A 26763-nucleotide genomic window follows, 5' to 3' on the forward strand; every position below is an offset into this window, starting at 1 on the left:
ATCCAGATTGAACTATTTCCAGATCAGTCTAAGTTCCAGATTGACGAGCACGTAATCTTTGAATCTATGAAACGGAGTGATTGTTATGAACCCAGACCAGCGTCGTTCGTCACCTTTGATCATCGACGAGAAACAAAATAAATTATTGCAAAATGCACTTCGGATCAAAATTATGCACATATTATCGCAAGAAGACATGACGTCTAAGCAAGTTGCTGATCGTCTTCGCAAAACACCCGGCAATGTTCATTATCATATTCAAAGGCTGTATGAAGGCGGATTGCTTGAATTGACCGATACGCGCAGCGTCGCCGGAATCGTGGAAAAATATTATACCGCCAAAGCTTCGCAGTTTCATTTCCCCGGACGCGCCGAGGGAGACGATTGGCAAGCGGACGACGATGCGTGGACAGGCGGTAGCCCTTTTTCCGAATACCATGCGACGCGTCTGGATTTGTCCGATCAAGAAGCGATTCAATTCTCCGAAGAACTCAAAGCTCTTTTTGAAAAATGGGAAAAAAACACCGACGGCGGCAACGAATACGGCGTTACCGTTCGGCTCGGGAAAATTCATGAAAACGAAGGAGATTAGCGATGTTATCTGATGTTGATAAAAGCCCGTCTAGCGAATCTCGATTGGCGGCGTTTCTTTCTCCGATTCGCCGTTCGAAAGCTTTTACTTATCTGTGGCTGGGACAATGGATTGCGATGCTTGGCAGTTCGGTGTCCGTACTTATTTTGCCGATCGTCGTCTATTCGCTTACGGACTCGTCGACTGCGCTCGGTCTTGCAATGACCTGTTATATGCTTCCGAATATATTGGCGCTGCCTTTTGCCGGATTGATTGTAGATAAGACCGACCGGTTGCGGCTTGTGATGATCAGCAACAGTGCGCGCTTGCTCATTATGCTGCTTGCGGCGGTAGCGATTTTTAGCGGAACGCTCACGCTAGAACGACTCTATATCGGGCTCATTTTCTACGGCATGATGGAAGGCATATTCAACCCGGCATATTCGGCACTACGCGCCGAAGTATTTACGCCCGATATTCGCAACGCCGCCAATGCGCTGAGTCAAATGAGTATTCAAGGCGTCCGGCTGCTGGGCCCGGCACTTGGCGGGATGTTGGTAAACGCCGCGTCGCCGGGAGCGGGATTTGCCCTGGATTCATTAACGTATCTGATTTCGCTCATTTGCTTTGCGATGTTGGGTCGTGTTCTGATGAAGCAAAAAAAAGCAAAAACCGAGCTTGCTCCTGCTTCTCCTATAGATCAAAACGTCAAAGTCAAAGTATTATCCGGATTCGGGACGGAGTTTATGGAAGGCGTACGTGTACTCAGCAAATTGCCATGGTTATGGATTACGATTGTAGCTTTTTCGCTCCTCAATATTTGCTTTACCGGCATCATTGCCGTACTCGTTCCGTGGTTATTTAAAGTCCATCATGGGCTGGATACGTCGGTATACGGTATCGCGATGGCGGGAACAGCGGTCGGTGCGATTGCCGCCGCCGTCTTATTCGGAGCCAAAAAAGATTGGAAACGCCGAGGGCTGGTCGCTTACGGCGGAGCGCTACTTGGCGGCGTTGCTCTACTCCTGCTCTCTGTCATCACCTGGGTTCCGGGGCTTGTGATGGCGATGATGCTGGAAGGCTTCGGGATGATGATGTTTATGATTATTTGGGAGATCAGTCTGCAAGAGTTAGTGCCTACGGAAAGCTTTGGTCGCGTGGCAAGTCTCGACCTGCTCGGTTCGTTCGCTTTGCTTCCTGTCGGCTATTTGTTGGTCGGGTATCTTGCTGATACGATCGGCGGTATTCCGACGATTGCGATCTTCGCAAGCCTGGGCATCGTGATCTTGCTGACCGCATTGTGCTCCCCGCATATCCGCAAGTTTAATTAAATAAAAGCCGCAAGTCGGAAGTTCTCCGCTTGCGGCTTTTGCTGTTACAGTACTTGGATCTACACTTCTTTTGCGTCGAATACTAAAAGCTGAGTGGTCGTGAGTACGGTCATACTGCCAAGCAGCAATCCTACACCGATCAAAAGAGGAGTCCAAGATACTTCTGCTCCGACGATATTTTTGTATAATCCCGCATATTCTGTGAAAAAGACCGATGATATCGAAGGAAAAGCCAACGCCAATCCGTTAAGTACGACCAACAGCACAATGCCAAGCACAAAACCGGATGTTGCGCTGCGTGCAAGTGTCGAAGCCAAAGCCGCGGCTGCGCTAACTGCTGCAAGAGGAAGCAGGGTCAGCAGATAAGCGCCTACAATATGCAGTCCGTTTAGCTGTCCAATGGCTACGCCCGACACTATAGTCACGACTAGAGACAAAACCATCAAGATGACAAGCAGCCCGGCTAAGTACGTCAGAATCGCTGTGATTTTACCGATCGCTAATGCCGTGCGGCTGACTGGGCGCGTCAACGAAATCTTCAATTCGCCGCGTTCGCGTTCTCCGGCGAATAGATCCGCGGCTAACATACAAGCGACCAGCGGAAGCAAGATTGTCGCCGCAATCGAAAGCAACGTATACGGTAGGTTTTCCGGAGAAAAGCGAATCAAGCTATTCGATCTTTGATTCAATAGCAACAGGATGATCGGAACCAAAGCCATTCCGAATGGAATCAAGCGGTACTTGAATTGAGCGAAAATTTTGTACAGTTCTGCGGCTGTCACTCGCTTGATCATACCGCTTAGCGGCACCTGGCGACTCATATGACTTCCCTCCGATCCATCTTCGTCACGTTCAAATAATAGCTTTCGATACTGCCGTATTGGTGCAGCACTTGAGGTACGGCTGCGGTATCTGCCAGTATCCCTTCGCGAAGTACCGCTACATGCGTACAAAGCTGCTCCATCTCATGCGCCAAATGACTGGATAAGACGACCGCGCACCCGCGCTCCCGTTCTTGCATTAACAATTCGCGGAACATCGCGGTTCCTTCGATATCCATTCCATTCGTCGGCTCATCCAAAATCAGCAAGCCCGGTTTGGGCAGCAAAGCGATAGCGAGTGCAAGACGTTGCTTCATGCCGACCGAAAACTTACGGACTTTTTCTTTGCGATACGCAAGAAGCCCGACTTGCTGCAAGACCACATCGACGATTGCCGGATCAAACTTACGATAGAAGCTGCCTGTCAGCCGTAGATTTTGCTCTGCCGTAAGATATGGATATAGACCCGGCATTTCGATCATGCAGCCTGTCTGCTCCAAGATCGCAGGCAGGTCTTCAGAGGGATTCATGCCAAACAATGAAATCTGTCCTTCGTCCGGCGTTAGCAGACCCGTCATCGCTTTCATCGCCGTTGTTTTGCCGCTCCCGTTGGGACCAAGCAGCCCCAAGACTTGCCCGGCTTCCACTTCAACCGATAATTGTTCGATGCCCCGCCGATTGGCATACTTCTTCGTCAAATTTTCAATCTCGACAATCGTCATTGTTATCCTCCTCTCTTACCTTTTAGAAGCGGTCTTTGCCGTGGAAATCCCCACCGAATTCTTCATGGTCAAACGTCTCGACTTTTTTGCCTTTAACATCCATTGTTTTCGGTTTCGTGTTACCGATATTGCTCAAGGTACTGTCGATCGAAGCTTCGACTTTGATATTTTTGCCGCTTTCGTCCAGACCGGATACCGTGATTTTCGTTTGGATTGCCGTAATCGTACCGTCTGCGACTTTAGCTTCAAGTTGAACGCTCTCGACGCGGCCGTTCGAGACAATCGGGAACAACGCTTTTTTATCGATATCAAATCCTGCCGCTGAATCGTCGTTCTCGTCATAACCAAACTGCTTTTCATGTTGGGCGCTAGCTTCCAGTACCGCATTCAGCGCAAGATTAGCAAGCTCCGGAATTTGCGCGTCGGTCAAACTGAGCTTGATCGTATCGCCATTTTCGGTAAAGCGGTTTTTCACATCGCCGATCAGCAGATCGCTTGCCGCTTCCGCAAGTCTAATTGCGCTTGGCGAACTTTCGAACGAATCATGCGAATCTTCCATCATGCCGAACTCTGAATGATCGATCGAATAATATTGATCGCCTTCACGCAATACCGTCTGATCGCCGCTTGTCGATTGCTCGGTATCTACCGTTTTGCCGCCGACCGTGAACTGACCTGACGAATACTGATTTTCGCCCGCCGATTGCCATTCTACTTTGCCGCTTGCCGTTACTTTGCCATTTTGCGTAACCTGAATATTCGAGTTCAGTGTCGAGTTTTCGATCTTCGACGTTTTGACGACTGCGGCTTTAAAATCGTCGTACGCGTTACCTTTGGCATAAGCTGCCGCGCCTACGCTTGCGGTTAACACCAGACCTGCCGCCATAACGCCGATCGTTTTTTTACGTAAGTTTTTGTTCATGTTATTTTCTCCTCCGATGATAAAGTTGTGTTTTTCTTTGGCACACTCTCATCTTAAAGCGAAGAAATAAACGAACGTTTCACCATTTCTAAACAAAAGTTAAACGATCTCTAAATAGTTTGTTAGGCTTTTAACCGATACCCGGCTCCCCACACAGTCTGAATGACTTTGGGATCACCCGGATTTTCTTCGATTTTATCGCGCAATCGATTGATATGTACGGCTACGGTCGCGCTGTCGCCGATCGCGTCGTAACCCCAGATTCGCTCATACAGCGTTTCTTTGCTCAAGACCATATCCACATGCTCCACTAGAAATAGCAGCAGTTCGTATTCTTTATTTTTGAGCGTCAATTCTTCGCCTCGGACATACACGCGCCGCGACTGCGGAGAGATCGAAATCTGCCCGACTTTCACTTCGCCGCCATTGATGGTAGAATTCCCTCGATTACGCAGTCGTTCGTATTGGGCTAGATTAGACTTCACACGCGCCACCAATTCTCCTGGCGAGAAAGGCTTGACGATATAATCGTCCGCACCCAATCCCAGCCCGCGGATTTTATCAATATCTTCTCGCCGCGCCGTCACCATCAAGATCGGAACGTCGATCGTCTCGCGTAATTTGCGGCATACCGCAAAACCATCGGCTCCCGGCAGCATTACGTCCAGCAAAATCAGATGAAATTCGCCGCTGCTGCCGCGCGTTATCCCGTCTACCCCGTTATCCACGATCTCGACTTGGAATCCGTCAATCTCCAAATAATCGCGTTCGATTTCCGCAATCGCGCTATCGTCTTCAATGATCAATACCTTTTTCCCGTTAGACATTGGTTACTCCCCTTCCGGCTTGCTATCTTCAATCGGCAGTTCGATCACGACTCTCAGCCCGCCGCTTGGTGCATGCTGCGCGTAAATCTGCCCGTTCATAAACGTAATCGCTTTTTCCGCAATCGCCAGACCTAGACCGCTTCCGCGGTTCGGGCTGTTGCGCGACGCATCGCTTCGGTAAAAGACATCGAACAACTTCGGCAACGCTTCGTCGGTAACACCAGGGCCATCGTCTTCGATGATCAAGCGAATCTTATTTTGAACTTGAAGCGCTTCGACCAACACGATCACTTTATCGCGTTCTTTGTATTTCAGGCTATTTTCCACGATATTCGCCAGCACACGCCGGAACTGCATCGGGTCTGCATAAATCGCAAGATCAGTCGCAAGCGGCGCGATGATGACTTGCAATCCTTCATGCTGATGTTCTTCGGCTGTGGCTTGGAAAAAGCTTTCGACTTCTTGCTTCAAATTAAGATGCTCGGGATAGTTCGGGTAATCGCCCAAATCCATTTTCGAGAACAGGAACAATCGCGACACCATATGATCGATATCTTCGGCTTTGGTCTTGATCATGCTCGCATACCGCTTCCGGGAATCGGACGTTGTCGCGACCCCGTCCAGCAGCCCTTCCGCATACGCTTGGATCGAAGTCAGCGGCGACCGCAGATCGTGCGAGATTCCGGCAAGCAATTCTTTGCGATTCATTTCTTGCTTTTGCACCGCCCAGACCGATTCTTTGAGCCGTCCAGCCATTTCGTTAAAAGCTTCGCAGACCGGTCTGAATTCGTCTTTGCGTGTATAGTCGATTCGGTAATCGAGATTGCCGTCGCGAATTTGCGTTACGCCGTCGGCTAAGATTTCGAGCGGCTCGCGGATTTTACGGAATACGAAACGCGTCAAAAATTGACTGGTGAAAAAGAAGACAGCCAGCATACCGAGTACGATACCGAGCGGAATCCAGCCATCATGTTCGCCGTGCACACTTTCTTCCGTCGGCGCTGCATAATTACTGTACAATTCGATTCGATAATTGCGGTAAGTCCCTGTCGTATCGGATACATAAAGTTCTCGGTCGCCTTTTCCAACGAGCCCGGTTCCCCCCATTGCGGATAACGCTTGCTCAAGCTTCGGATCGTCAAAAGGCTCAATGCCAAACGAATAGCGCAGCGTTCCGGTTCCGAGTTTGTTGGCATCGGCTTCATCATTGATTTCGTAGATACGCAGCGCCATATTGTTATTGAACAGAAGCTCGTCGGCGCGTTCGATCATGAAGGACAATCTGCCCTTATCGAGATCCGGGTTGGCAACAAAAGACTTCGCCGCTTCCATCGCGGAATCGCGTGCATTGTAATAGTCTTCGTCGCTGCTAAATTCAAAATCGAATTCACGCCAGACCAATAGTGCCAGTAACACCGACAACATAATCGCCAGCACAATCGGAATTACAATCATCAAAATATTCGATATAAAAAGTCTTCGCTTGATCGTCATAGGCAATCTCCCGTTCTGAAATAGGCTTCGTGGAGCTTTCATGAATAGAATGGTGCTTCGTCACCTAGCATCATAGCATGTGGAAATAACGAAGGGCTAAACGGAAGTTTAACAAAAGTTAAACTGGGGAAATTGCGTCTTTTTAAAATTTTATATAAAGGTCATAATGTGAGGAATAAGAAGATTAAGTGTTAGGAGGAAGAGCCATTGAACAAAGACAGATCAGCAGTACATGTAATACAAGCTTATCGTCATTTTATAGAAGCGGGAAGAAGAACGAAGGTGATATGGACATCACAAAACCAATTCGAAGAACATGAAATAAGTGCGATATGGAACGAGCCACTTCCTGCTAATAAAATCGATCATTTTTTCGCATCTCATGATTGGCATTTACCTTCCGATTATAGAGGGTTCATTGAAAAATATAATGGTTGCCAGTTATTTGCCGATTCGCAATACGGAGGAGGAATTCGTATACTCGATATACAAGAAGTTGAACATATACATACAGAAACTAATCTTCCACCGCACTGGATACCCATCGTTTGGACGGAAGGAGTGAGCGGAAGCATTTGTATCGATTCGAAACGTATAGAAATCGGTAGCTTTCCTTATCTGTATTTTCTAGATGCTATGGATGCCCCTGAAGAATGTATTCCCATTCATTGTGATTTTACCACTTGGTTAAAGCGATTGATCGAATCGCAAGGGCATGAGTTTTGGCTATGGGAAAAATATGACCGACTAAAGTTCCAATAGTTTTTGCTTAGAAGAAGGTAATCAAATCGTCTCAAACTCAAAAAAACAAAAGCCTGCTGTTCTGCATATATCGTAGAAGGCAGGCTTTTTTACGAAAATTCGATGTCATTTCTACAAGTTAAGCTTTTGCTTCTTTAGTAACCTTTTGCCCATGATGGTCTTCGCCGTCTTTACTACGCTTGCGCTTCAACAACCGCCATCCCGTCAACAGCACCCCAACCACACAGATCGAAGCCGAGACGGTGAACACCACATTCATCCCAGCCAGAAAAATATCGGGACGATCAGGGATCAGACCGGTTACTCGGGTTCCGGCTTTTTGGCTCATGACTCCAAACAACGTCGTCGTCGCCAAAGCAATCCCGACCACCATCCCGAAATTACGAATCAATGAATTGACGCTTCCGGCTACACCCAGACGCGGACGAGGTACAGTGGACATCACGAGCGAATTGTTTGGAGATTGGAATAATCCGCCGCCCAGACCGAGTAGTGCAATAAAGCTGCCGACTCCGATCAATGTGCTGTGTTCATTCAGCGAAGCGAGTCCGGCTTGCGCACCAACCATCAATAGCAACCCGGTAAACGTCAACCATTCGCCGCCGATCTTATCCGACAATGCGCCGCTAATCGGTGCAATCACGACCATCACTAGCGGATATAGCATCATCATCCAACCCGCACTGCTCGGTGAAAGCCCGACAATCGATTGCAGGTAAAACGGCGCGATAATGTTGTAACAAAACATACTGACAAAGACGAGAAAGCCGCACAAAATACTTAGCGAGAACAATGGATTGCGGAACAGATCCAAATCAAGCATCGGCTCCTTGATCCGCGATTCCAAGCGTAGGAAAACCATAAAAGCAACTGCGGCAAAAACAAGCAAAGCGATAATTCGCCAATCGCTATATCCCACTTCTTGACCGAGTAAGATCGCAGCAATCAATGACACGATAAATCCGGCAAAAAGCAAACTCCCCGCGCCATCAACCTTTTTCTTTGCGGTTTGAATATCTTTGGGCAACAACTTTGCACCCAGCAAAATGGCGATCAAGCCAAGCGGAACATTAATCCAAAAAATCGATTCCCAGCCAAGCGACGAGACCATGATTCCGCCTATACCGGGCCCGGCGATACTCCCGAGCGACACGAAAGTCCCGACGAAACCTAGTGCTTTGCCACGTTCGTTATCAGGAAAAATATCGGTTACGATGCCTTGGCTGTTCGCCATCGTCATCGAAGCTCCAATCGCTTGAATCACTCTTGCCGCGATCAATGTAGTGAGCGATCCGCTCAGACCGCATAATAGCGAGCCAACAACAAATATCACGGTACCGATCCTAAAAATACGAATCTTACCGAAAATATCGCCGAAGCGTCCGAACAGCAAAATAAAAGAACAGATCGCCATCAGATAAATGCTGGATACCCATTGTGCATGTCCAAGCTCTAAGCCGAGTTCACGGGTGATCGTAGGCAAAGCAACATTAATAATACTGCCATCAAGCGTCGCCATAAACGTAAACAGATTCAAAATAATCAAAATTCGCCAGCGTCGCTGCTGTACATGAGGATCGTCTTTGTACGAAGAAACGGTTGAGTTCACGTTTTGCCTACACCTCTTTTCTATTCAAAAAAACGGACAATCGCCGAAGCGAAATGTCCGTTTCATCCCATATTTAAACGCATTGCTCAAAAAATAATCGCTAACCTAGTCTTGTACGGTACGTAAATGCCCTTCCGGCATTGTCACCATCGGGCTAGTATCTGCTTCGTAATCAACGCCGTCCATTCCAAAGCCGAACAATTGGAAAAATTCTTTGCGGTAGCCGGAAAGATCGCTTAATTGTTCGATATTGTCGGACGAGATTTGGTTCCAGATGTCCGCAACTTCTTGCTGTACATCTTCACGCATCTCCCAATCGTCGATACGGATACGACCTGTTTCGTCTGTCGGTACGCTTCCATCTGCATACAGACGTTCTGCGAACAAGCGGTAAGTCTGCTCGATGCAGCCTTCATGCAGCCCTTTTTCTTTCATAATCTTATACAGTACCGAGACATACAGCGGTACGACCGGGATCGCCGAGCTAGATTGCGTCACCAAAGCTTTGCTAACCGATACGAAAGCACGGCCGCCGCCACTTGCCAGTTGCTCGCTCAGACGATGAGCGGTTGCTTCCAAATGATCTTTCGCTTGTCCGATCGAACCTTCGCGGTAGATCGGTTGCGTCAGATCCGGTCCGATATACGAATACGCGATAGTCGTTGCGCCTTCGGCAAGTACGCCGCCTTCTTGGAGCGCATCGATCCAAAGCTGCCAATCGTCGCCGCCCATGACTTCAACGGTTGCGGCGATTTCTTCTTCGCTAGCCGGATCCAGCGTGATTTCGCTCACTTCGCCTGTATGGAAATTGACGGTCTTATTCGTGTAAGAAGCGCCAATAGGCTTCAATACCGAATTTACGGTCTCTCCTGTCTTGGGATTAGTACGACGCGCCGACGCGACGCTGTAGACAACCAAGTCCACTTGACCGAGTTCGGCTTTGATCGTTTCAACCGTTGCAGCTTTGGTCGCATCGGAGAACGCATCGCCTGTAACGCTGAACGAACGCAGTCCAGCTTCCGCCGCTTTTTGTTCAAACGCTGCCGAATTGTACCAACCCGCCGAAGCCGTGCGCGTCTCGGTGCTTTTACTAGGACGATATACGCCTACAGTCGCCGCTCCCGCTCCGAAAGCCGCCGCGATACGCGCCGCAAGACCGTAGCCTGTCGAAGCTCCGATGACTAATACATTTTTAGGTCCTTCCAGACGCGGCTTCGCCGCAATATAGTCGATTTGCTCTTGGACTTGCGCGCTGCATCCATCTGGATGTGCTGTCGTACAAATAAATCCACGTGTTCTTGGTTTGATGATCATCGTTAAAGTCCCTCGCTTTGTCTATAGTCGATGTGTTGTCGAAATATCGATTCATTCACAACCTGTCCGTCATATTGTAACAAGGATTTTGAATTTAGGCACATTTCTATATAAGCAAAAAATAAAGCGAAGCCGATAACGGCTTCGCTTCAAACGAATTTCTTTCGCAGTCTTCTCGCTTCTTGCTCCTAAACCAGACTTGGCTGAGCAAGAACTTGAACAGGAAGTTGTTCCGAGTTTTTTGCAGCATTTTCTTGCGCCGACGAATTTGCGAATTTGAAACGTCCAGCAATGCCGTCCAGACGCTCCGAACTTTCGCTGGTACGTTTGGCTTGCACCGAAACTTCTTCAGACATTGCCAGTACGTCGGAAGCTTGATCGAAAATCGTTTGCGTGCCCGATGCCGCTTCGCCATTTGCATTTGCGATTTCAGTGATTGCTTTTGCTAAATTTTGTACCGAAGCGCTAAGCTGTTCGCTCGTTGCGCTGAAATCCGATACCATATTTTCGATATATAACGCGTCTTGCAAATACGAATCGGTATTTTCTTGCATCATTTTATAATCTCGCGCAATATCCGTCGTCATAAATTGGAGAAGCCGACCGGTCTGGTGCTGCAAATTATCGACAGAACCGACTACTTTTTCAGTGACCGTATGGATCTGTTCGACCGATTTTTTCGAAGCGTCGGCAAGCTTGCGGATCTCATCGGCAACGACTGCAAATCCTCTGCCTGCTTCGCCGGCTCTTGCCGCTTCGATCGAAGCATTCAGCGCAAGCAAATTCGTTTGCTGCGCAATTTGAAGAATCGAATCGGCAAGTTCGCGAATCATACTTACGGAATGTGAATCTTCAAGCGCCAAATCCAATTTTTCTTTGACATCTTGATACACTTTCGTCGTCACTTCAAGCGACTCCGACAAGTTTTCTTGGGCTTCCATCGCACGTGCGCTCACTTGCCCTGCTTGCTCCGCTCCATCCTCGGCACGCTTCGCAATCGACTCGATTGCGCGTTCGAATTCTTGCGTCGAAGCATCGATTTCTTCGGCGGAAGCAGCCGTCTGCTGCATGCCTGCCGACATCGCTTCAGTCGTCTCCGACACATGGCTCAGCGATTGCGCCATTTTGGTGAACCGATCGTTCGCGATCGATGTCGCTTCTTTCAATTCGTTCGCTTCGCGGCCCACGCCTGCCAAAATCAAAGACGCCGATAAGTGCATCCGATCTACCGCACGAGTCAATGTTCCGATCTCGTCGTTACGTTGCAAATGTTTTTCGGACACTTTTTGCGTAAAGTCTCCGTCTGCCATTTGATCCAAAGATTTAGTTGCGGCTTGAATCGGACGCACAATCCCTTTTACGATAAAGAACAGCAATACAAAAGATACAACAAACCCAAATAACGATATGACCCACGGCGGTGCATGAAGTACGTTCGCTTCTTGCATCATGTCACTCATTAAGAAAAGATTCAGTAAAGTCGGAAGCAGCATAGCTAACACAGCAGCAGCCAATACTCGAGCGAATAAACTTCCTGTTAGTCTTTGAAATGTAGTCTGCATATATTTTTAGCACCTCTCTAGTTGTGATTGAAAGTAAAAAGGGACTTTGGACATTCAACATTTAAAAATAAGGTCTTAAGTCATAGTTCTTACTATCTATATTTATATATCCGAGTTAGCAACGTTTTAAACACGTTTTCGAAAATATTTCTTCACATTGTATTGATAGCAATTTAATATCCATATTTTATGTAGAGTCAGACATCATTATGTAGGATTTTGTTCGATGATCTTGCCATTTCCTGTATAATCAACATGAGGTTCTTTCCGAAATGAAAGCGAGAAAAAGGAGCGATAAGATGAAGACGCATACCCAAGAACAATGGATCGAGAAGCTGCAACAAGAGTATCAACAGATTGTCCAATGGCGTCGTCATATGCACGCCCATCCCGAACTATCGTTTCAAGAAAAAAACACGGCGATCTTTATCGCAGAAACATTGCGGAGCTTTGGTTACGAAGTGCGTACTAATGTAGGCGGCAATGGTATTTTAGCCGATTTGCAAGGTGCGCATCCGGGACCGGCAATCGCTTTCCGCGCGGATTTCGACGCCCTTCCGATTGAAGAAGAAAATGATGTTCTGTATAAATCGACAAATCCCGGCGTGATGCACGCTTGCGGTCATGACGGGCATACTTCAACCCTGCTTGGCGTCGCCAAAGTTCTTGCAAAGCAACAGCATGAGCTAAAAGGCAAACTGCGGTTTATTTTCCAACATGCCGAAGAACAATTACCGGGCGGTGCGATCGCGATGATCGAAGACGGCGCACTCGAAGGAATCGACGAAGTATACGGCGCCCACCTGGCAAGCTATATGCCGCTCGGTCAGCTCTCGGTATCTTCGGGACCTTCGATGGCGGCGGTCGATTCGTTCTCGATCGTGGTACAAGGTAAAGGCGGGCACGGCGCCAAGCCCCATCAGACGGTAGATGCGATCGTAGTCGGCAGCCAGCTTGTGACTTCGCTTCAACATATTGTCGCGCGCCATATTAATCCTCTGCATTCCGCTGTAGTCACGGTAGGCGTATTCAAAGCAGGTTCGGCGTTCAATGTTATTGCTGACAAAGCCATCATCGAAGGCACCGTGCGGAGTTTCGATCCCGAAGTCCGCAAGCAGCTAGAACGCGATATTCGCGATATGATTCACGGTATTACTTTGGCGGAACACGCTACATACACATTGGATTACGTAAACGGGTATCCGGCACTTGTGAATCCGCCCAAGCAAGCCGAAGAAGTCAGAACGGCGTTCACCAAGCAATTCGGCGCAGAAGCTCTTTTTGGCTCCGATGCTTCGATGGGTGCCGAAGACTTCGCGTATTATCTACAGCATCGCCCAGGCAACTTTTTTAATGTGGGTTCGCAAAATGAACACGAAGATACGGCATTCCCGCATCATCACCCGCGCTTTGATATCGATGAACGTTCTCTGCTTATCGCAGCGCAAGCTTTTTTGGCGATTGCGGCAGATAAGCTTCTAAGCGAATAACAATTAAAAAGACAGAGATTTGATTTCTCAAAACTCTGTCTTTTTAATTTTATATTAAGATTTGAAGCTTACTGAAATCTAACTTTATAAATTAGTTTCTACACATAGAATTTCACTATTATCCAGATAAATATTCATAAACTGCACTCATTGCGGCATTTTTCATTCTCCTTGCTCTAACATTACCTACTTGATAAGCTTCTAGTAACTTAGTTTCAGGAGCCCTTAAAATATCTCCTATAGTTAGTAGATTCAAAGAAATTAAAGTTTGTTTTTGCCAATCTGTTAGATCTAAGAACCATACAGATTTACTTAATTGGTGAATAAGCATATCTGACATCTTGGGCTCTTCAAAACTAGGAAGCTCAGAAATCAAGGAGCTATATTCTTTATGATTTTCTCCATATTCAGTCATTTTACCTAAAGCTAAAGACTTCACAACTAATAATGCGACTGTAGATGGAGAAGATTCTAAAGATAATAGGTTTCCTATATTTACTGAATATCTAGTTCCAATTTGTGAACGAGTCGCTTTAATGCCAGAAGAATTTTCTTTTACAACCCCTGTATATTCTAATAATCTCAAAGCTTCTTTAATAGATTGAGGTGCGTTTCGATGTATCCAAAAAAAACAAGAAGTTTCTTTAGAGCTTTCTTCTAAACTATGCGAATTTTTACTCTGAATCTCTGGTAAAACAGCACTCTCCAAAAACTTTCTTCCCCAATCAATAAGTGGTTGATGACCTTGAAACTTCTCTGCAAGTTTTGAATGCTCTGACCATATTTCTGTTCTATAGTATTCTCTTATTACTTTATTGATAGAGTTACTATCAAAATTATTTGACATAGAAACTGTTTTAAGCAGGTGCCTAGGATTTCCACTAGCAGCATAAGCTAGAATCGAAAAATTCTCTCCCCTTTTACTGATAGTACTTACTATGTTACTATCGGAAATTTGTTTGAGAACCATTTCTTTCATATTACCTACATAATCGTCATCCATAATGTCTCGATGCAAATTTATTATGCTGGCATCATGCATGGGCTGAAAAGTGTCTCCATAAACTGTAACTCCTGGATAAACAGCTGCGTTACAGGAAATATAAGGACTCCTCAAATCTCTAAATAAAGTAAAAAACTGTCTTTGTTGTTCAGGAACAAAGACATGGGCTGCTTCATCAATAAAAACTACAATCCTACTAATATCTAAATCGTTACATAAGTCTTCTATAGCATCAAGAAATTCATCAGTTGTAGGTAGTTTTCGAGTATCTATATCTTTATCCGGATTTTTCCAGGATTCTTCAAAAGACTTAGCAATACTTTCTATGTTACTTTTTTCGGGACTGTCCAGTTCATACACGCCTCCAGCTAATACACTCAAACTGCTTGGTACGATTGTTAATAACCCACTTTTGGAAAGAGCTCTAACTAACTCATTACAGATTCTAGACATCATCCAATTATGGAACTGCATAGGATCATTAGTATGTATAAGAGAACTAGCTCTGAATGTAAGATAAACTGGAAAAACTTTTTTATCTTTGAAGTTTTTACTCATTCCGATATTAGCCATTTTAAAAAGAAAAGACTTTCCTACACCTCTACTTCCAACCAAAATTACAGGGCTTCTCGAATGAAGTTTCTCTATAATTTCTCTATCTCTTTTTGTTTCCACAAAAAAATTCTCAATTTCTTCTGGTTTTATTTCTTCTGTTCTATAAATAAATTCAGTCAAGTTATTTAGCTCCTTTTCCTCAAAAATTAGTCTAACACTTTAATATGACCAATCCTATCTAGAATACTGCTTTCTAATTCACTTTTTTGTTTATCATTTAACACATTTAAGTAACGCGAAGTTAAAGAAAATGTAATCAAATTTATTGAAGAATTTACTTTTTTAGAAAATGTTTTGAATGTATTTTCATCATAATATAGTGTATTCGGAACAGCTGAATACGTTGAGTAGTTACCATGGATAAATTCAGAACATTCTCTATATAGTAGTTTAGCTAAGGTTTTGTAAGAAGAAAGCTCTTCAATAAAATCAGGAGCAAATACTTTAAAAAAATCCGTTGAAAAGAATCCTGTATTCTCATCCAAAATATTATTCCAATATATATCTCTTTTACCATCAATCCATTGCCTTAGCTCAAGCTCACGTACAGAAAAATAGAGTCCTGCATGAGTATGTTCTATGAAAAACCTTAAAGAATTGTAAGCTTGCCTATAATAACCTTGAAGAGCAAAAATGAGACAATATTGATACTCTTTGAAGGCAGTTTTATAAATCTCATTCTCTAAACGTCCTTCTAGTATATCCGCCCATTTTGAAAGATCGTTTAAAAATGAATGATTATCTCCTTGAATACTAGAATTTTTTGTATCGGATAAAGTAAGTTGCATTATTTCTAAGTTTTTTTTAGCAATATCGTTATAATAATTTGACATAAATCACCTCATTGAGAATAATGAAAACTCTAAGCATATATAGATTTTTTTATCATATACCCTTTAAATGTGCAAATACATTTTAAATGTATATTGTATTCAGATTATAATCATGTTTAGATATAAATTAATTTGGATTAAAAGGAGACCCTGCATGGCAAGAACGCTTTTCCCAAGACTTCGCGGCAACAGTCGGGGCTGCCTCGCTTTTGAACCGTTTTTCTTGATTCCGTACAGTATGATGGCGACGTACGCCACGCTGTATATGTATGAACTTGGCGTCAGCGAAACGAATATCGGATGGATTACGACGCTTGGACTGATGGTTCAAGTCTTGTCCTCTTTTATGAGCGGTTATCTAACGGATCGGATGGGTCGCAAACGGGCGATTCTCACTTTCGATGTACTCAGTTGGAGCGTCGCGATGCTGATCTTCGCTTTTTCGCAAAATATTTGGTTTTTTGTAATCGCTACCGCGATCAATGGCCTTCAACGGGTTCCGCACGTCGCCTTCTATTGTCTGATCGTGGAAGATACACCAAAAAAAGACCGGACGTACGTGTTCACGTTGCTGCAAATTATCGGGGTGGTGGGTGGTCTATTCGCTCCGCTCGGCGGTCTGCTCGTCGATCATTATGGATTGGTGAACGGTACACGAATCATGTATGTGCTGTGTTCCGTACTCATGTCGATGCAATTTATCGGACGCCATCTTACGACGACGGAAACCGAAATGGGTTATCGCAAAATGAAAGAAACGAAAGAACAAGGCCTGCGCAAAAGTCTGATCGATTATAGCGGCGCAATCCGCGATCTGTTTGCAAGCCGCAGTCTGATGCTAATTTTCGTCGTTTATATTTTGTTCAATTTTCAAATGACGCTCAAAGCAACGTATCTCTCGCTGTATCTTGCCGATTTTTTGAAAGTCGATAGTGGATTGATCTCGCTTGTCCCGGCAGTTTCTTCGATTATCATGCTGCTTGCGCTGTGGTTTATTATGCCGAAAATCCCTGCCGAAAGCGAAACGCGTTCGATGATGGTCGGTTTTGCTTTGTCCGTACTTTCGAATGTCATGCTGGTTCTTTTTCCGACTTCAAACTTGATTTGGATCGGTCTCAGCACCGTACTTGCGGCAGTCGGCTTAATGATCAGCTCGCCTTACTTGGAAGCGGCGGTACAAAATGCGATCGATGATGAAAAAAGAGCCAAAGTATTTTCGATGCTATCGGTCGTGATTTTGCTGCTGACTTCTCCTGCGGGCATTGTCGGCGGCTGGGCGTATACGCTTGATCCCCGGATTCCGATCTGGATCATTACCGCTTCGTTTGCTGCTGCTTTTGTCTTTTTGCTCATCTATCTGAACCGAACCCGGACGATCAAAACGGCGTAATCCAAAGGAGTGAACTTCGTGATCGATCTTATCGCGACGTATAAAAAGCGGATGACGTTACTTAAAAAACTATATACGTACACTAACGGAGACTACGACCCTAATCTCGGAACGCAAGTCTATGACGAGAAAATATTGTCTGCGGCAGACATCGATTTCATGAATGACTTGAACTGGAAAGCAAATGACATCGTAAAGATCGATCACGATCAAGTTCTTCCGGCGATCAAAAAGTTAATCCAAGATGATCGATTGTCGCAAAAAAGGTTGGTTGGCGAATTTGTCGCAGCGGTCGGTGATCGGTATCGCCGAGGCACTAATGGGCTAAAAGCGCTGCGCTTCGCGACGCTCGCTCCTATGCACCCTTATACTCCGGCAAAAAAATTGATGTCATGCGGCGTATGCGGTTTTTCCGAACTGGATACCCGCACTTCCGAAAACCTGTCGATGATTCGCTACTCCATGTGGATCGGACATCATTGGGGAAGCCCGATCGGAATCTACACCGATCTAAGCGAACGTATCCTATTGCCGGAAATTCAACCGACCCAAGAAGATGCCGCCGCGCTAAAAAGATTATTGGAAGCGGTAGATGAAGCTCCTTCAGATGAAAAGCCCGGACGGTTGGAAAAGCGAATTAGCGCAGACAGAGTGTTAAAAGGAAATGCCGGCACGCGTAGAGCGATTTTGGATTCATTATCCGAGATCGGGGTTCTGCCAAATGCGGCTATGCCGATCGATGCAAATCAGTGGATCGACCATGAAGACATGGTCGAAGCCGGTCTGAATCTGGATACCACGCAAGGTCGTTCTGATCTAGAGATGCCGTATGCCGCTTGGCGAGGAAGCTTAGGGGTAGATTGGGATCAGGCAAACAAGTGGTTTGGCGATTATTTATCGTAATAAGTAAAAAGCCGTTTTGCAGAAGGTCTGCAAAACGGCTTTTTTGGGCTATTCTAGCTATGATCAATATTTCTTTTTCACTTTTGAATCGAATCCGCTTTTTTGAACTTCAAAATCGACCAAATGATCAGCATAATCAATACCCCGATACAAATCCCGATACTGAACCGGTTTTGAGGATCAATCAGAAATCCGGCTGCGATCACCGCAAGAACGAGTGCTGTCGCGCCTGTGATATAGGGATAGCCCCAAATGCGGAATGTCGGCGTTGTCTTATATTGCGGTCTTAGTTTGATTTGAGCCAAACAGATCGACAACCAGACGACCAATACGACAAATCCCGGTACTGCGAGCAAAATCGCAAACAAATTATCTTGAGCGAAAAAGGCAATAACCGCGCCCAGTACAAGGACAATCGCGCAAAGCGCCAAACTTCCGACCGGAACGCCTTTTGTATTCGTTTTGCCCAAAATTTTCGGTGCTTCGCCTGCGGCTGCCATCGAATGAAGCATCCGAGTCGCGCCGTAAATGCTGGAATTCGCTGCCGAGATCACGGCTGTCACCAAAATAAAGTTGATGATATGTGCGGCTCCGCTTAAGCCTGTCGCTTCCAGTACTTGTACGAACGGGCTGCTTTGCCCTTCGAGTTGATTCCACGGAATCAGACCGCAAATAATCAAAATCGGCAATGTATAAAATAAGACGACTCGCAGAATAAAACTTTTGACGACTTTGGGCATTACTTTCTCAGCGTCTTTAGCTTCTGTTAACGTCAGACCAATCAATTCCGATCCGCCGTATGAGAACATAACGACCAATAACGCGGAAAAGATCGACAGCCAGCCATTTGGCATAAAGCCGCCATGCGCGGAATAATTGCTTAACCCCGGCGCTTCACCCGATGTACCCGGAATCAGACCAAATAACAATCCGGCTCCCAATACAATAAAGATAATGATCATCGCAATCTTGATTCCGGCAAGCCAAAACTCCGTTTCTCCGAAAGCTTCGACACTCATCCGGTTAATCCCGAGAATCAATGCCGCACTTCCTAGACTCAGCACCCAAAGGGGAACATCCGGCAACCAATATTGCAAAAAGGACCCGGCTGCCGTGACTTCGATTACGCAGACGCTCAGCATAAGAAATGCGTACAACCATCCTACGATAAATGCCGGACGCGGACCAAACGCCAGACGGATAAAGTCTTTCATATTGCGGTTCGGATAAACACTCGCAAGCTCGGCGATCGCTCCCATCACAACCAGCAGCAAAATCCCGCCAAACAAATAAGTCAACACGACTGCCGGACCCGCAAGCCCGATCGTTTCGGCGCTTCCTTTAAAAATACCGGTGCCGATCACACCGCCCATTGCCATAAACATGATATGCCGAGGTAACAGCTTTTTCTGAAGCTTATCGTTACCCGGTTGATTTTCGCTTTCCACTACATCTTCCTCCGATTCTTTTGTACACTAATGCGAACCCGCGTTTGCGAGGCGCAAAGTCTATCCTACAATAAAACACAAAGTTTCGCTAGATCATAAAGTGGACGATCCTCAGGCAGCTGGTATCCAGCGATCTTCCAACCTGATCTTATCGTTGAAGTCGTTCTTCCACTTCTTCTCGCCAAAATCCTCCGCGTGCAAACCCAGCCGGATCGATCCGTCCAAATTCGCGCACCAGCCATTTGAGCGTATCTTGCGGAATCTGGTTTTCCAAAAAAGCATCCGGTCCATTTTGCTCAATCGTACGCTGCACCATCTCGGCATAGACTAGCAAAAACTCTGCGAATTGCGGAACAGATGAATTAATAAACCATTCTGTGCCGCCGTCATCCATCCGAATACAGACGACTTCCGATCCTCCGGCTTTTAGACAAACAGGATCACCGTATCCCGTCGTTCCAAGTAACCAATACGCAGAGTATTCTTTGGGCATCCCAAAAGCGGTTTTGAGATCCGACAAAGAACCTTCGCCGGAACGAAACTCCAAGTAAGGTGCCGAATCGCTGGGTAACCCAGCTTCACACAAAAATCGTTTGGCTTCGCCCGAAATCGGTACCGCTGCTAACGCTTCTTCATCAAAACGCAGCAGCGAACCGTCGATCGACGTATTCCACATCGTGGTAAATTGTTCGGGCGTGATCGTCACTTTTTTCACCTCCATAGTTAAAGCACTGAATCGCAAGCAGACTCACTATCAATAAGGCGCAGATTGGTCTTCTCCCGTTTCTTCGCTTCGAGCCAACGAGTCTTTGAACCGATCTACTTTTCCTGTATATAAAGTCGGTTGCATCCGCTTGATCTCCAATATGGTATTGATAATGCGGCGTGCAGCGCGAGCAGGAAGGGCTTGCAGTGCAAAGCTATACGCTTGGATATAAGGATGACCCGGTCGGTCGGCATTCAGCAGCATCCGGTGCAGACGTACTGCCCAACCTTCTGCTTTCGGAAATAATCCCGGAACGCCCAAAGCCAAATAACGCATACTTTCATCAATGCCGCAGCGATCCGAAATATAAAAGATTGTTTCCAACAAATCCCCTGCCGCGCTTGGTTCGATCACATCGTCTTCCAACATGCGGCACAGATCGGGAATCACATCGGCAGAAGCTTTTTCACCCAGTTCGTTTAAAATATCGATAAAACGCTGTAAATCGTCTTCGTTACCGGCGAGGTCGCGCATTTGATACAGTTCATCCAGTAGTTTTCGGTCCGGCAATCCCATCGCCTCCGCTTCTTTCCGAATTGTTTGACGTACCTTTAAATACCCGATCTAACGATAAGCAAAAACCGCGCCTTGCGGCACGGCTTAGGTATTCAAAAAACTCAATAAGACTTAATTGAATATTTAGTCGGCAATCGTCGACAATGACGCGTAAGCAAGCGGAGCGAATTTGTCGGCATCTGCACCCTCGGGGATACGAATCTTCAATTCATAAGCTTTGTATGGCGTTTCCCACAAAGCGTATTGACCCATTCCCATGTCGCCTTCAGCGGACATAAACATCCGTGAACGCTGCAAAGCTTCAGGAATCTTCGTGCCTTTCAGTTCTGCTGGCGAACCGAACACTTCCAGATCTTTTTTGCCCGATGTGCGCAGACTTGCGAGCGAATACCCTTTTTCAAGAGGGGTAATGATCGCATAATAATCGGGATTCGATGCCATCGACAACCGGTTACGTTCCGCATCGAATTTCAAGCCTTCAGTTACATAGAGCGAATAGCCGTACCCTTCTTCTAGCTTACCGCCGAATGTATCGCTCGATAATTGAATCTTTTCGGTTTTCGGGCGATCGGTACCGGCGCCTTTTTCACCTTGTTTTTCAACATTAGCCGGATCTTTATCTTGCGCGGCTGCCGGATTGGCAGCACTCTCGCTTGCATCTTGATCAGACGAATCCGCATCTGTTGATTGGCTGCCACCAGAAGTCGCTTTGTCCGAATCCGTAGCTTTATCGTCCGATTTGTCATCCGTAGTAGCGGTATCGGAATCGGTTCCTTTGTCGTCTGCGTTAGCTTTTTCATCTGTACTTGCTTTGTCGTCGGACGACGCAGTAGCCGGTTCTTTCACACCAGCATCATTGGATACAGCCGCAGAGTCAGCCGGCTCATTTGTAGCGGCGGTGTTCGACTCGTTGCCGCAAGCTGCTAAAGCTCCGCTTAGCAGAAGTACGCCAAGCAAGCTTGCCGTGCGGGTATAAGTTTTCATGTAAAAGCACCTCCTGTTTAAATAGACGAACTTTTTGTCCCAAAAGTTTCGACAAAAAGCTCTGATCTTTGCACTTTCTCCTTTTAACCCTGACACGGTCATGTGACTCAGAAAGCAGGCAAAAGGTAGAGAAATCTATCTATATATAGGCGATTATTTGGACAACTATAAAAGAATAAACGAAAAAAGACGTAAAAGAAAAATCCTTTTACGTCTTCGCCTTGTAGATCGATAGATAAATACAATTAAGTACTGACTTCGATCTTGACTTGCTCCGGTCGGTACGTCGCGATTAGATTGCCTTCTTCATCGGCGGCAAATAATGCAGAGCGCTCGCTCTCCAACACAAAGCTATAGCTTTTCCCTGTATAGCGATCACGAATGTGTACCTGCTCGTCCCATGCGTACTCCGAGACAAATACGTACAGACTACCGCTCGCAAATTTCAATTTACGACCGTAAATGCCGGGCAGATCTCCTGCTGTCAGCCATTCCAGATCATCCACGACTCCGGCTTGATCGGCAGCATACCGATACAATTCAGCAATCGGTGCGTCATCATCTCCAAGTTCGATCGGCAGCGGGCTCCAGATCAGATGCCCTTTGCCATTCGGAACCTCCAGTACACGGTCTGCGCGACCTTCCTGATCGGCTGGAACTTCTTTGAGCGTCTGCGCGATGCGGCGTCCGCCGAAGGATACCGGGAAGCGTTTCTCCCCGATCTGCAACATTTCTTCGCGGCGTACATTGCTCAGTGTACGAATCCCAAGCAGCTTATCCGCACGGTCGGACTCATGCCAATACGCATCCAGACCGACGGGGCCTGTAATGACCAGAGTTGCCTGCGTGGACTTGGCGATACGAAGCAATGTCTTCATTGCGTCATCGTCCATGTTATGCGGGCTTGGCAGCACAATCAGCTTCGCCGGATTGGACTTCAACGTATCCAAGCGATATTCCGAGACCGCTCGGAACGGAAGCTTCAAATCGTAAGTGAGCACGCGAGTCGCACGATTCGTCGTCTCGACCGCGAACGAACGATTGGAGAAATCGTTCGAATACGGGTACACCACAGCGACGTCTTCCAATTGACGTTCGGTGAACAGATCGCGGATTTCGGACATGAATGTTCCGAAATCGTACGATACATCTGCCTCCGGCTTTTCCGTGCCGTCTGCGCGCAATGCCCCGATATGCGATTCATTCGCATTATCCATATAGAAGTTCGTATTCCAGATCCACTGAATCGCGCCTGCTCCACCGGTAGAGAACGCATACGCATACTTGCGTTCCAAGAAGTTGCGCAGTTCGAACTCGCTGCGCTTCGCTCTGCCGTCCGGCGTCTCGACATACATGATGCCGGTCTCTTGAATGACGTTCGGCTTGTCCGGCGTCTTCGCAAATACGCCGTCCCAGACCAGACTGTCATTGAGCCACCACGAATGTACCGTCGTATAGTCGACTGCGTCTTCATAGAACAGCGGCGATGGACGCTGCGCGCCCAGACCTTCATCTTGCCCGACAGTCACCAGATGATGCGGAACCAGTTGCTTGATACATGCTGTCAATTCAGCTGCCCAAGCGCTGTGCATCTCGACCGAGAACAGGCTGTAATCGAGCCAGCGCGTGCCTTTTTTGCCTTGGTGCATATCTTGCACGTCGAAGTTGATCTGTTCCGGTTCAGGAATGATCGCCGCTTCGAACGAAGGCAATTCGTCCGGCGTCATATTCCAATGTTCACGCAGTTCGTGAATCGAATCGTGACGTTTTTGAAGCCAAGTGACGAAAGCGGCACGTTCGTATTCATCGCGCATCGAACGAGGTCCATTGGAGAAAATTTTCGCCGGGTCGAACATCGACGGTTCGTTAATCAGATCCCAATCGACATGCGTAGTCTGTGTATGACGACTTACAATCGAACGAATAAATCGTTTTTGCGCTTCGACGCTTTGCGGATCAAGATACGGATTTTTCCCTTCCCATAACTCAGGAGTGAAAGAGAAAAAGGTAAAGGTCACTTGAAGCCTATGCTTGGCTGCCGTCAAGAAGAAGGCATCGATCGCACGCAGCACTTCTTCCGAAGCATGTCCGTCTACCTGCATAATATTGCGGTAAGCCGTCCAAATACCGGTACGAATCCAGTTAATTCCGGCTTTCTTCATCGCCGCCATATCGGCATCCCATACCGCCGTATTCGGTAAAAACAAAAATTTACGCGCAACGTCCGACGTCATATAGGTCATGCCGACAATCGGCATCGGGCGTCCGTCTTGAACAAAATAATCGCGATTCGCCGACACCTGCGAACCGGATCGCAGCAATTCTCCATCTTGTCCCCAGAAGCCTTGCCTCAGTATACGGATTTCGCCGTCCGGCGATAGCACGCGGCAACGAACCGTGTATAATCCCGGCGCAATCTCAACAGGAAGCGCGATATTCGTCACGTTCCAATCGTACGTCATTTCTTTTCGAAGACTTTGCGTATACACTTCCGATCCATCCGGTGCGGTAACCGTCAGTTCGAATGTCCATTCTGCTCCCGTCAGCTGATTGCCTTCGGCTTGAACACCGCCATCACGGAGTCCATTCTGATTCCCTCCACTGCCGCTTTTGGCGATGCGGGCAATTTTACCGCCGGAAATCAGCGAGCCCAGATCCGACTGCCCGACAAATGCAGGTAAATGAGCAGGCGCTCCGGCGCGGCGAATCCGCTGCGCACGCAGCTTCAACCTTGCACGCTCTCCCGGTTCATAGACTGCGCTATCGGGAGACAGCGATAATTGAACAACTTCGCGAGCGCAAAATGCTGCCCAATCGGCTAAGGCTTGAAGCCCTGCTTCGCTGCTTAAAGCTGCTGTGAGCGGACGATTTACGAAGACCCAACGCGATCCCGCAAACACGCCGCGAACTTGTTCCCACAATACAACCGGTGCCGCAATCGCCCGCTCCGAAGCATCGAAAGCTCGAACAAGAGGCGTAATAATCGTACTCATCGTGCCTGCCGAACCCATCTGCTCCGGCAAATCCGCATCGCGAGTCGTATGCGGCACCAAGTTCCATGTCGCTCCGAAGTTCACCGGCGCTGATTCTTCATCGCTGAGCAGCAAACTTTCTTTTCCTTCGAATAAAGGAAGTTCAGGTGAAGCTTGCAACTTGATTGCTTGAGGCGCTTCTACAGGCAGCGTCTCGTGAATCAACAATTGCTGATGATATCCGGTCTGCTCCGGCCCGATCCGCCAACGTCCGCTTTCTTGACGTACAGGGCGCTTGAACGGCGCGCCGCCGACACTCAGCAATCCGCCGCCTTTTTTCAAAAAGCTTAAGATTGACGTCCATGCGCTTTCCGGAAAATACGGAGCATGTAGATTGACCAACACCCCGTCTCCGTCGCTAAATAAATCATGCAGCACATCGCCTAGATCCGCCGCGCTCGTCACTAGACCGTATGGGCTTAATTCTTTAAGCCCCGGCAGTGGACCCGAAGCCGGAAAGCTCGGATCGCGGAAAAAAACAATCTTTTTATTGGTCGGCTCTGCGGCTTTTTTCAAATACGTCTCGCTCACAAAATGTCCTCCTTCATCGCTTTCAGCACAAGTTGCGAGAATAGGCTGTTCGACCAGGCAAACCATTTCCGCGTAAAGATCGCGGGATCGTCCGCATGGAAGCCTTCGTGCATATATCCGGTGTCCGCATCCGTATTCTCCAACATTTGTATCAACTCCAGCTTCTCGTCTTTCGACGAAGCCGTCAACCCCTGCATCGATAACGCCATATGCCAAATATAATGCGGCGGCGTATGCGGGCTACCGATTCCTTTTGCAGCTATGCCTTCGTAATAAAAAGGATTTTGCGAACTGAGCGCGAATTTTCGCGTATTTTGATAAATGAGGTCGTTTGCATCTACATAACCCAAGTACGGAATCGACATGAGTCCCGGCGTTCCTGCATCGTCCATCAGGCAGTGGTTGCCGAAACCATCGGTTTCATACGCATAGATCGGGCCAAAATCCGGATGCCGATAAATACCGTATAGCCGTATCCCGCGATCGATTTCTTGCTCTAACTTTTTCAGTTCACGCACGACGTCTTGATCGCGGAAAATCCATTCGTAAAATTCTTGCATCTGGCGCAGTGCCACGACCGCGAACATATTGCCCGGAATATTGTAATGGAAATCGCACGCATCGTCGCTGGAACGAAAACCTGACCAGACCATTCCCGTATAGTTGACCGGCATGCCCATGCCTTTGTTTTGCAGCGAATCGTGTTGTATTCCGTTGTCGCGAGTAAATCGATACGGCGATTGTTCAAAATGGTATTGCTCCGTGCGGAACAGGTTTGCGATGGTATCCATGGCTTGACGGAAACTTTCATCGAAAATATCGGTACGCTCGGTTTCTTTCCAATACAGGTAAGCAAGGCGCACCACGAAGCAGAGAGAATCGATCTCGAATTTGCGTTCCCATACCCAAGGAGACATTTCCGTTCCGTCGCTTTTGTTCCAATGCCAATCATTTGCACTTTCGTTAAACGCATTCGCATAAGGATCGATAAGCACATACTTCACATGACGCTTGATCAAGCCGCCGATAATCCGCTGCAAATCTTCGTCATGTTTGGCAAAAGGAATATAATGAATGACTTGCTCGACGGAATCGCGCAGCCAACTTGCCGGAATATCGCCTGTAATCACGAAAGTCGTGCCATCGTCCATTAATTTCGTCGTTGTTTCTAGCGTATTCGGAAAACAGTTTTTGAACAGCTGCAGAAGCTTCGGACGATGCGCAAGCTTCACTTCGGCTTCATCCAGCACGTCTTGCACTGCTTGCGGAAGAGGGAAAGTCGGCATCGGAATTTTGGGCAGTCGGAATTGTTCCAAA

Annotated in this window: 22 protein-coding genes; 6 read left to right on the plus strand and 16 right to left on the minus strand. The window is 47.0% G+C overall.

The genetic code is table 11. From position 1 onward, the window contains the following. Positions 1-85 precede the first annotated feature (85 nt). Complete coding sequence (locus NOM90_RS15355) at positions 86-592, plus strand: winged helix-turn-helix domain-containing protein (RefSeq protein WP_255943192.1); 507 nt, start codon at positions 86-88, stop codon at positions 590-592. 2 nt (positions 593-594) lie between these two features. Then, entirely contained in the window at positions 595-1902 is a 1308-nt protein-coding gene (locus NOM90_RS15360) for an MFS transporter (protein WP_255943193.1), read from the plus strand. A gap of 59 nt (positions 1903-1961) precedes the next feature. On the opposite strand, the gene NOM90_RS15365 is transcribed toward NOM90_RS15360, so the two are convergent. From NOM90_RS15365 to NOM90_RS15385, 5 genes are all read right to left on the minus strand, one after another. Then, a complete protein-coding gene (locus NOM90_RS15365) occupies positions 1962-2723 on the minus strand; it encodes an ABC transporter permease (protein WP_255943195.1) in 762 nt (253 codons plus the stop codon). Next, positions 2720-3445: an ABC transporter ATP-binding protein gene (locus NOM90_RS15370; RefSeq protein WP_255943196.1), complete on the minus strand. Its 726-nt coding sequence runs from the start codon at positions 3443-3445 to the stop codon at positions 2720-2722. Before NOM90_RS15370 ends, NOM90_RS15365 begins: the two co-directional genes overlap by 4 nt. Positions 3446-3467: 22 nt before the next feature. Continuing rightward, entirely contained in the window at positions 3468-4367 is a 900-nt protein-coding gene (locus NOM90_RS15375; protein ID WP_255943198.1) for a hypothetical protein, read from the minus strand. 122 nt (positions 4368-4489) lie between these two features. After that, positions 4490-5194 carry a response regulator transcription factor gene (locus tag NOM90_RS15380; protein WP_255943200.1) on the minus strand — a complete coding sequence of 235 codons (705 nt, stop codon included), beginning with the start codon at positions 5192-5194 and terminating at the stop codon, positions 4490-4492. Positions 5195-5197: 3 nt separating this feature from the next. Further along, positions 5198-6688, minus strand: a complete 1491-nt coding sequence (locus NOM90_RS15385) for a sensor histidine kinase (RefSeq protein WP_255943202.1) — start codon at positions 6686-6688, stop codon at positions 5198-5200. 207 nt (positions 6689-6895) lie between these two features. Here NOM90_RS15385 and NOM90_RS15390 point away from each other — a divergent pair, with 207 nt between their 5' ends. Next, positions 6896-7450 (plus strand): SMI1/KNR4 family protein, encoded by a 555-nt coding sequence (locus NOM90_RS15390; protein ID WP_255943204.1) that lies wholly within the window; start codon positions 6896-6898, stop codon positions 7448-7450. A 118-nt stretch (positions 7451-7568) separates the two neighbouring features. Here the strand turns inward: NOM90_RS15390 and NOM90_RS15395 are convergent, their stop codons facing one another. From NOM90_RS15395 to NOM90_RS15405, 3 genes are all read right to left on the minus strand, one after another. Further along, entirely contained in the window at positions 7569-9059 is a 1491-nt protein-coding gene (locus tag NOM90_RS15395) for an MFS transporter (protein WP_255943206.1), read from the minus strand. Positions 9060-9164: 105 nt separating this feature from the next. Further along, a complete protein-coding gene (fabV, locus tag NOM90_RS15400) occupies positions 9165-10373 on the minus strand; it encodes an enoyl-ACP reductase FabV (protein WP_255943207.1) in 1209 nt (402 codons plus the stop codon). A 188-nt stretch (positions 10374-10561) separates the two neighbouring features. After that, complete coding sequence (locus NOM90_RS15405) at positions 10562-11935, minus strand: methyl-accepting chemotaxis protein (protein ID WP_255943208.1); 1374 nt, start codon at positions 11933-11935, stop codon at positions 10562-10564. A gap of 299 nt (positions 11936-12234) precedes the next feature. On the opposite strand from NOM90_RS15405, the gene NOM90_RS15410 reads away from it, so the two are divergent. Continuing rightward, on the plus strand, positions 12235-13425 hold the full coding sequence (locus tag NOM90_RS15410) for a M20 metallopeptidase family protein (RefSeq protein ID WP_255943210.1): 1191 nt from the start codon (positions 12235-12237) through the stop codon (positions 13423-13425). A 118-nt stretch (positions 13426-13543) separates the two neighbouring features. Here the strand turns inward: NOM90_RS15410 and NOM90_RS15415 are convergent, their stop codons facing one another. Both NOM90_RS15415 and NOM90_RS15420 read right to left on the minus strand, forming a co-directional pair. Beyond that, entirely contained in the window at positions 13544-15163 is a 1620-nt protein-coding gene (locus NOM90_RS15415) for an ORC-CDC6 family AAA ATPase (RefSeq protein WP_255943211.1), read from the minus strand. A gap of 26 nt (positions 15164-15189) precedes the next feature. Continuing rightward, on the minus strand, positions 15190-15876 hold the full coding sequence (locus tag NOM90_RS15420) for a hypothetical protein (RefSeq protein WP_255943212.1): 687 nt from the start codon (positions 15874-15876) through the stop codon (positions 15190-15192). A gap of 154 nt (positions 15877-16030) precedes the next feature. Between NOM90_RS15420 and NOM90_RS15425 the strand changes: the two genes are divergently transcribed. Both NOM90_RS15425 and NOM90_RS15430 read left to right on the plus strand, forming a co-directional pair. Then, positions 16031-17266, plus strand: a complete 1236-nt coding sequence (locus NOM90_RS15425; protein ID WP_255943213.1) for an MFS transporter — start codon at positions 16031-16033, stop codon at positions 17264-17266. 18 nt (positions 17267-17284) lie between these two features. Next, the gene (locus tag NOM90_RS15430; RefSeq protein WP_255943214.1) at positions 17285-18169 is read left to right on the plus strand and encodes a hypothetical protein; all 885 of its coding nucleotides are present in this window, start codon (positions 17285-17287) and stop codon (positions 18167-18169) included. 77 nt (positions 18170-18246) lie between these two features. On the opposite strand, the gene NOM90_RS15435 is transcribed toward NOM90_RS15430, so the two are convergent. The 6 genes from NOM90_RS15435 to NOM90_RS15460 form a co-directional block, all read right to left on the minus strand. Continuing rightward, a complete protein-coding gene (locus NOM90_RS15435; protein ID WP_255943569.1) occupies positions 18247-19554 on the minus strand; it encodes an amino acid permease in 1308 nt (435 codons plus the stop codon). A 211-nt stretch (positions 19555-19765) separates the two neighbouring features. Next, positions 19766-20323 (minus strand): SUKH-4 family immunity protein, encoded by a 558-nt coding sequence (locus NOM90_RS15440; RefSeq protein WP_255943215.1) that lies wholly within the window; start codon positions 20321-20323, stop codon positions 19766-19768. A gap of 48 nt (positions 20324-20371) precedes the next feature. Then, a complete protein-coding gene (locus NOM90_RS15445) occupies positions 20372-20893 on the minus strand; it encodes a hypothetical protein (protein WP_255943216.1) in 522 nt (173 codons plus the stop codon). Between the two features lie 129 nt (positions 20894-21022). Beyond that, positions 21023-21883: a prolipoprotein diacylglyceryl transferase gene (locus NOM90_RS15450; RefSeq protein ID WP_255943217.1), complete on the minus strand. Its 861-nt coding sequence runs from the start codon at positions 21881-21883 to the stop codon at positions 21023-21025. Positions 21884-22128: 245 nt separating this feature from the next. Then, entirely contained in the window at positions 22129-25446 is a 3318-nt protein-coding gene (locus NOM90_RS15455) for a beta-galactosidase (protein ID WP_255943218.1), read from the minus strand. Further along, positions 25443-26762 carry a glycoside hydrolase family 125 protein gene (locus NOM90_RS15460; RefSeq protein WP_255943219.1) on the minus strand — a complete coding sequence of 440 codons (1320 nt, stop codon included), beginning with the start codon at positions 26760-26762 and terminating at the stop codon, positions 25443-25445. Before NOM90_RS15460 ends, NOM90_RS15455 begins: the two co-directional genes overlap by 4 nt. Position 26763 lies beyond the last annotated feature (1 nt).

It is taken from the genome of Saccharibacillus sp. JS10, assembly GCF_024436065.1.
Classification (GTDB): Bacteria; Bacillota; Bacilli; order Paenibacillales; family Paenibacillaceae; genus Saccharibacillus.

Excerpts from the sequence above, each read along its gene's own strand:
- NOM90_RS15355 (WP_255943192.1), top strand. The coding sequence starts at position 86 with ATGAACCCAGACCAGCGTCGTTCGTCACCTTTGATCATCGACGAGAAA.
- NOM90_RS15360 (WP_255943193.1), top strand. The coding sequence starts at position 595 with ATGTTATCTGATGTTGATAAAAGCCCGTCTAGCGAATCTCGATTGGCG.
- NOM90_RS15365 (WP_255943195.1), bottom strand. The coding sequence starts at position 2,723 with ATGAGTCGCCAGGTGCCGCTAAGCGGTATGATCAAGCGAGTGACAGCC.
- NOM90_RS15370 (WP_255943196.1), bottom strand. The coding sequence starts at position 3,445 with ATGACGATTGTCGAGATTGAAAATTTGACGAAGAAGTATGCCAATCGG.
- NOM90_RS15375 (WP_255943198.1), bottom strand. The coding sequence starts at position 4,367 with ATGAACAAAAACTTACGTAAAAAAACGATCGGCGTTATGGCGGCAGGT.
- NOM90_RS15380 (WP_255943200.1), bottom strand. The coding sequence starts at position 5,194 with ATGTCTAACGGGAAAAAGGTATTGATCATTGAAGACGATAGCGCGATT.
- NOM90_RS15385 (WP_255943202.1), bottom strand. The coding sequence starts at position 6,688 with ATGACGATCAAGCGAAGACTTTTTATATCGAATATTTTGATGATTGTA.
- fabV (WP_255943207.1), bottom strand. The coding sequence starts at position 10,373 with ATGATCATCAAACCAAGAACACGTGGATTTATTTGTACGACAGCACAT.
- NOM90_RS15405 (WP_255943208.1), bottom strand. The coding sequence starts at position 11,935 with ATGCAGACTACATTTCAAAGACTAACAGGAAGTTTATTCGCTCGAGTA.
- NOM90_RS15410 (WP_255943210.1), top strand. The coding sequence starts at position 12,235 with ATGAAGACGCATACCCAAGAACAATGGATCGAGAAGCTGCAACAAGAG.
- NOM90_RS15420 (WP_255943212.1), bottom strand. The coding sequence starts at position 15,876 with ATGTCAAATTATTATAACGATATTGCTAAAAAAAACTTAGAAATAATG.
- NOM90_RS15425 (WP_255943213.1), top strand. The coding sequence starts at position 16,031 with ATGGCAAGAACGCTTTTCCCAAGACTTCGCGGCAACAGTCGGGGCTGC.
- NOM90_RS15435 (WP_255943569.1), bottom strand. The coding sequence starts at position 19,554 with ATGTTTATGGCAATGGGCGGTGTGATCGGCACCGGTATTTTTAAAGGA.
- NOM90_RS15450 (WP_255943217.1), bottom strand. The coding sequence starts at position 21,883 with ATGAAAACTTATACCCGCACGGCAAGCTTGCTTGGCGTACTTCTGCTA.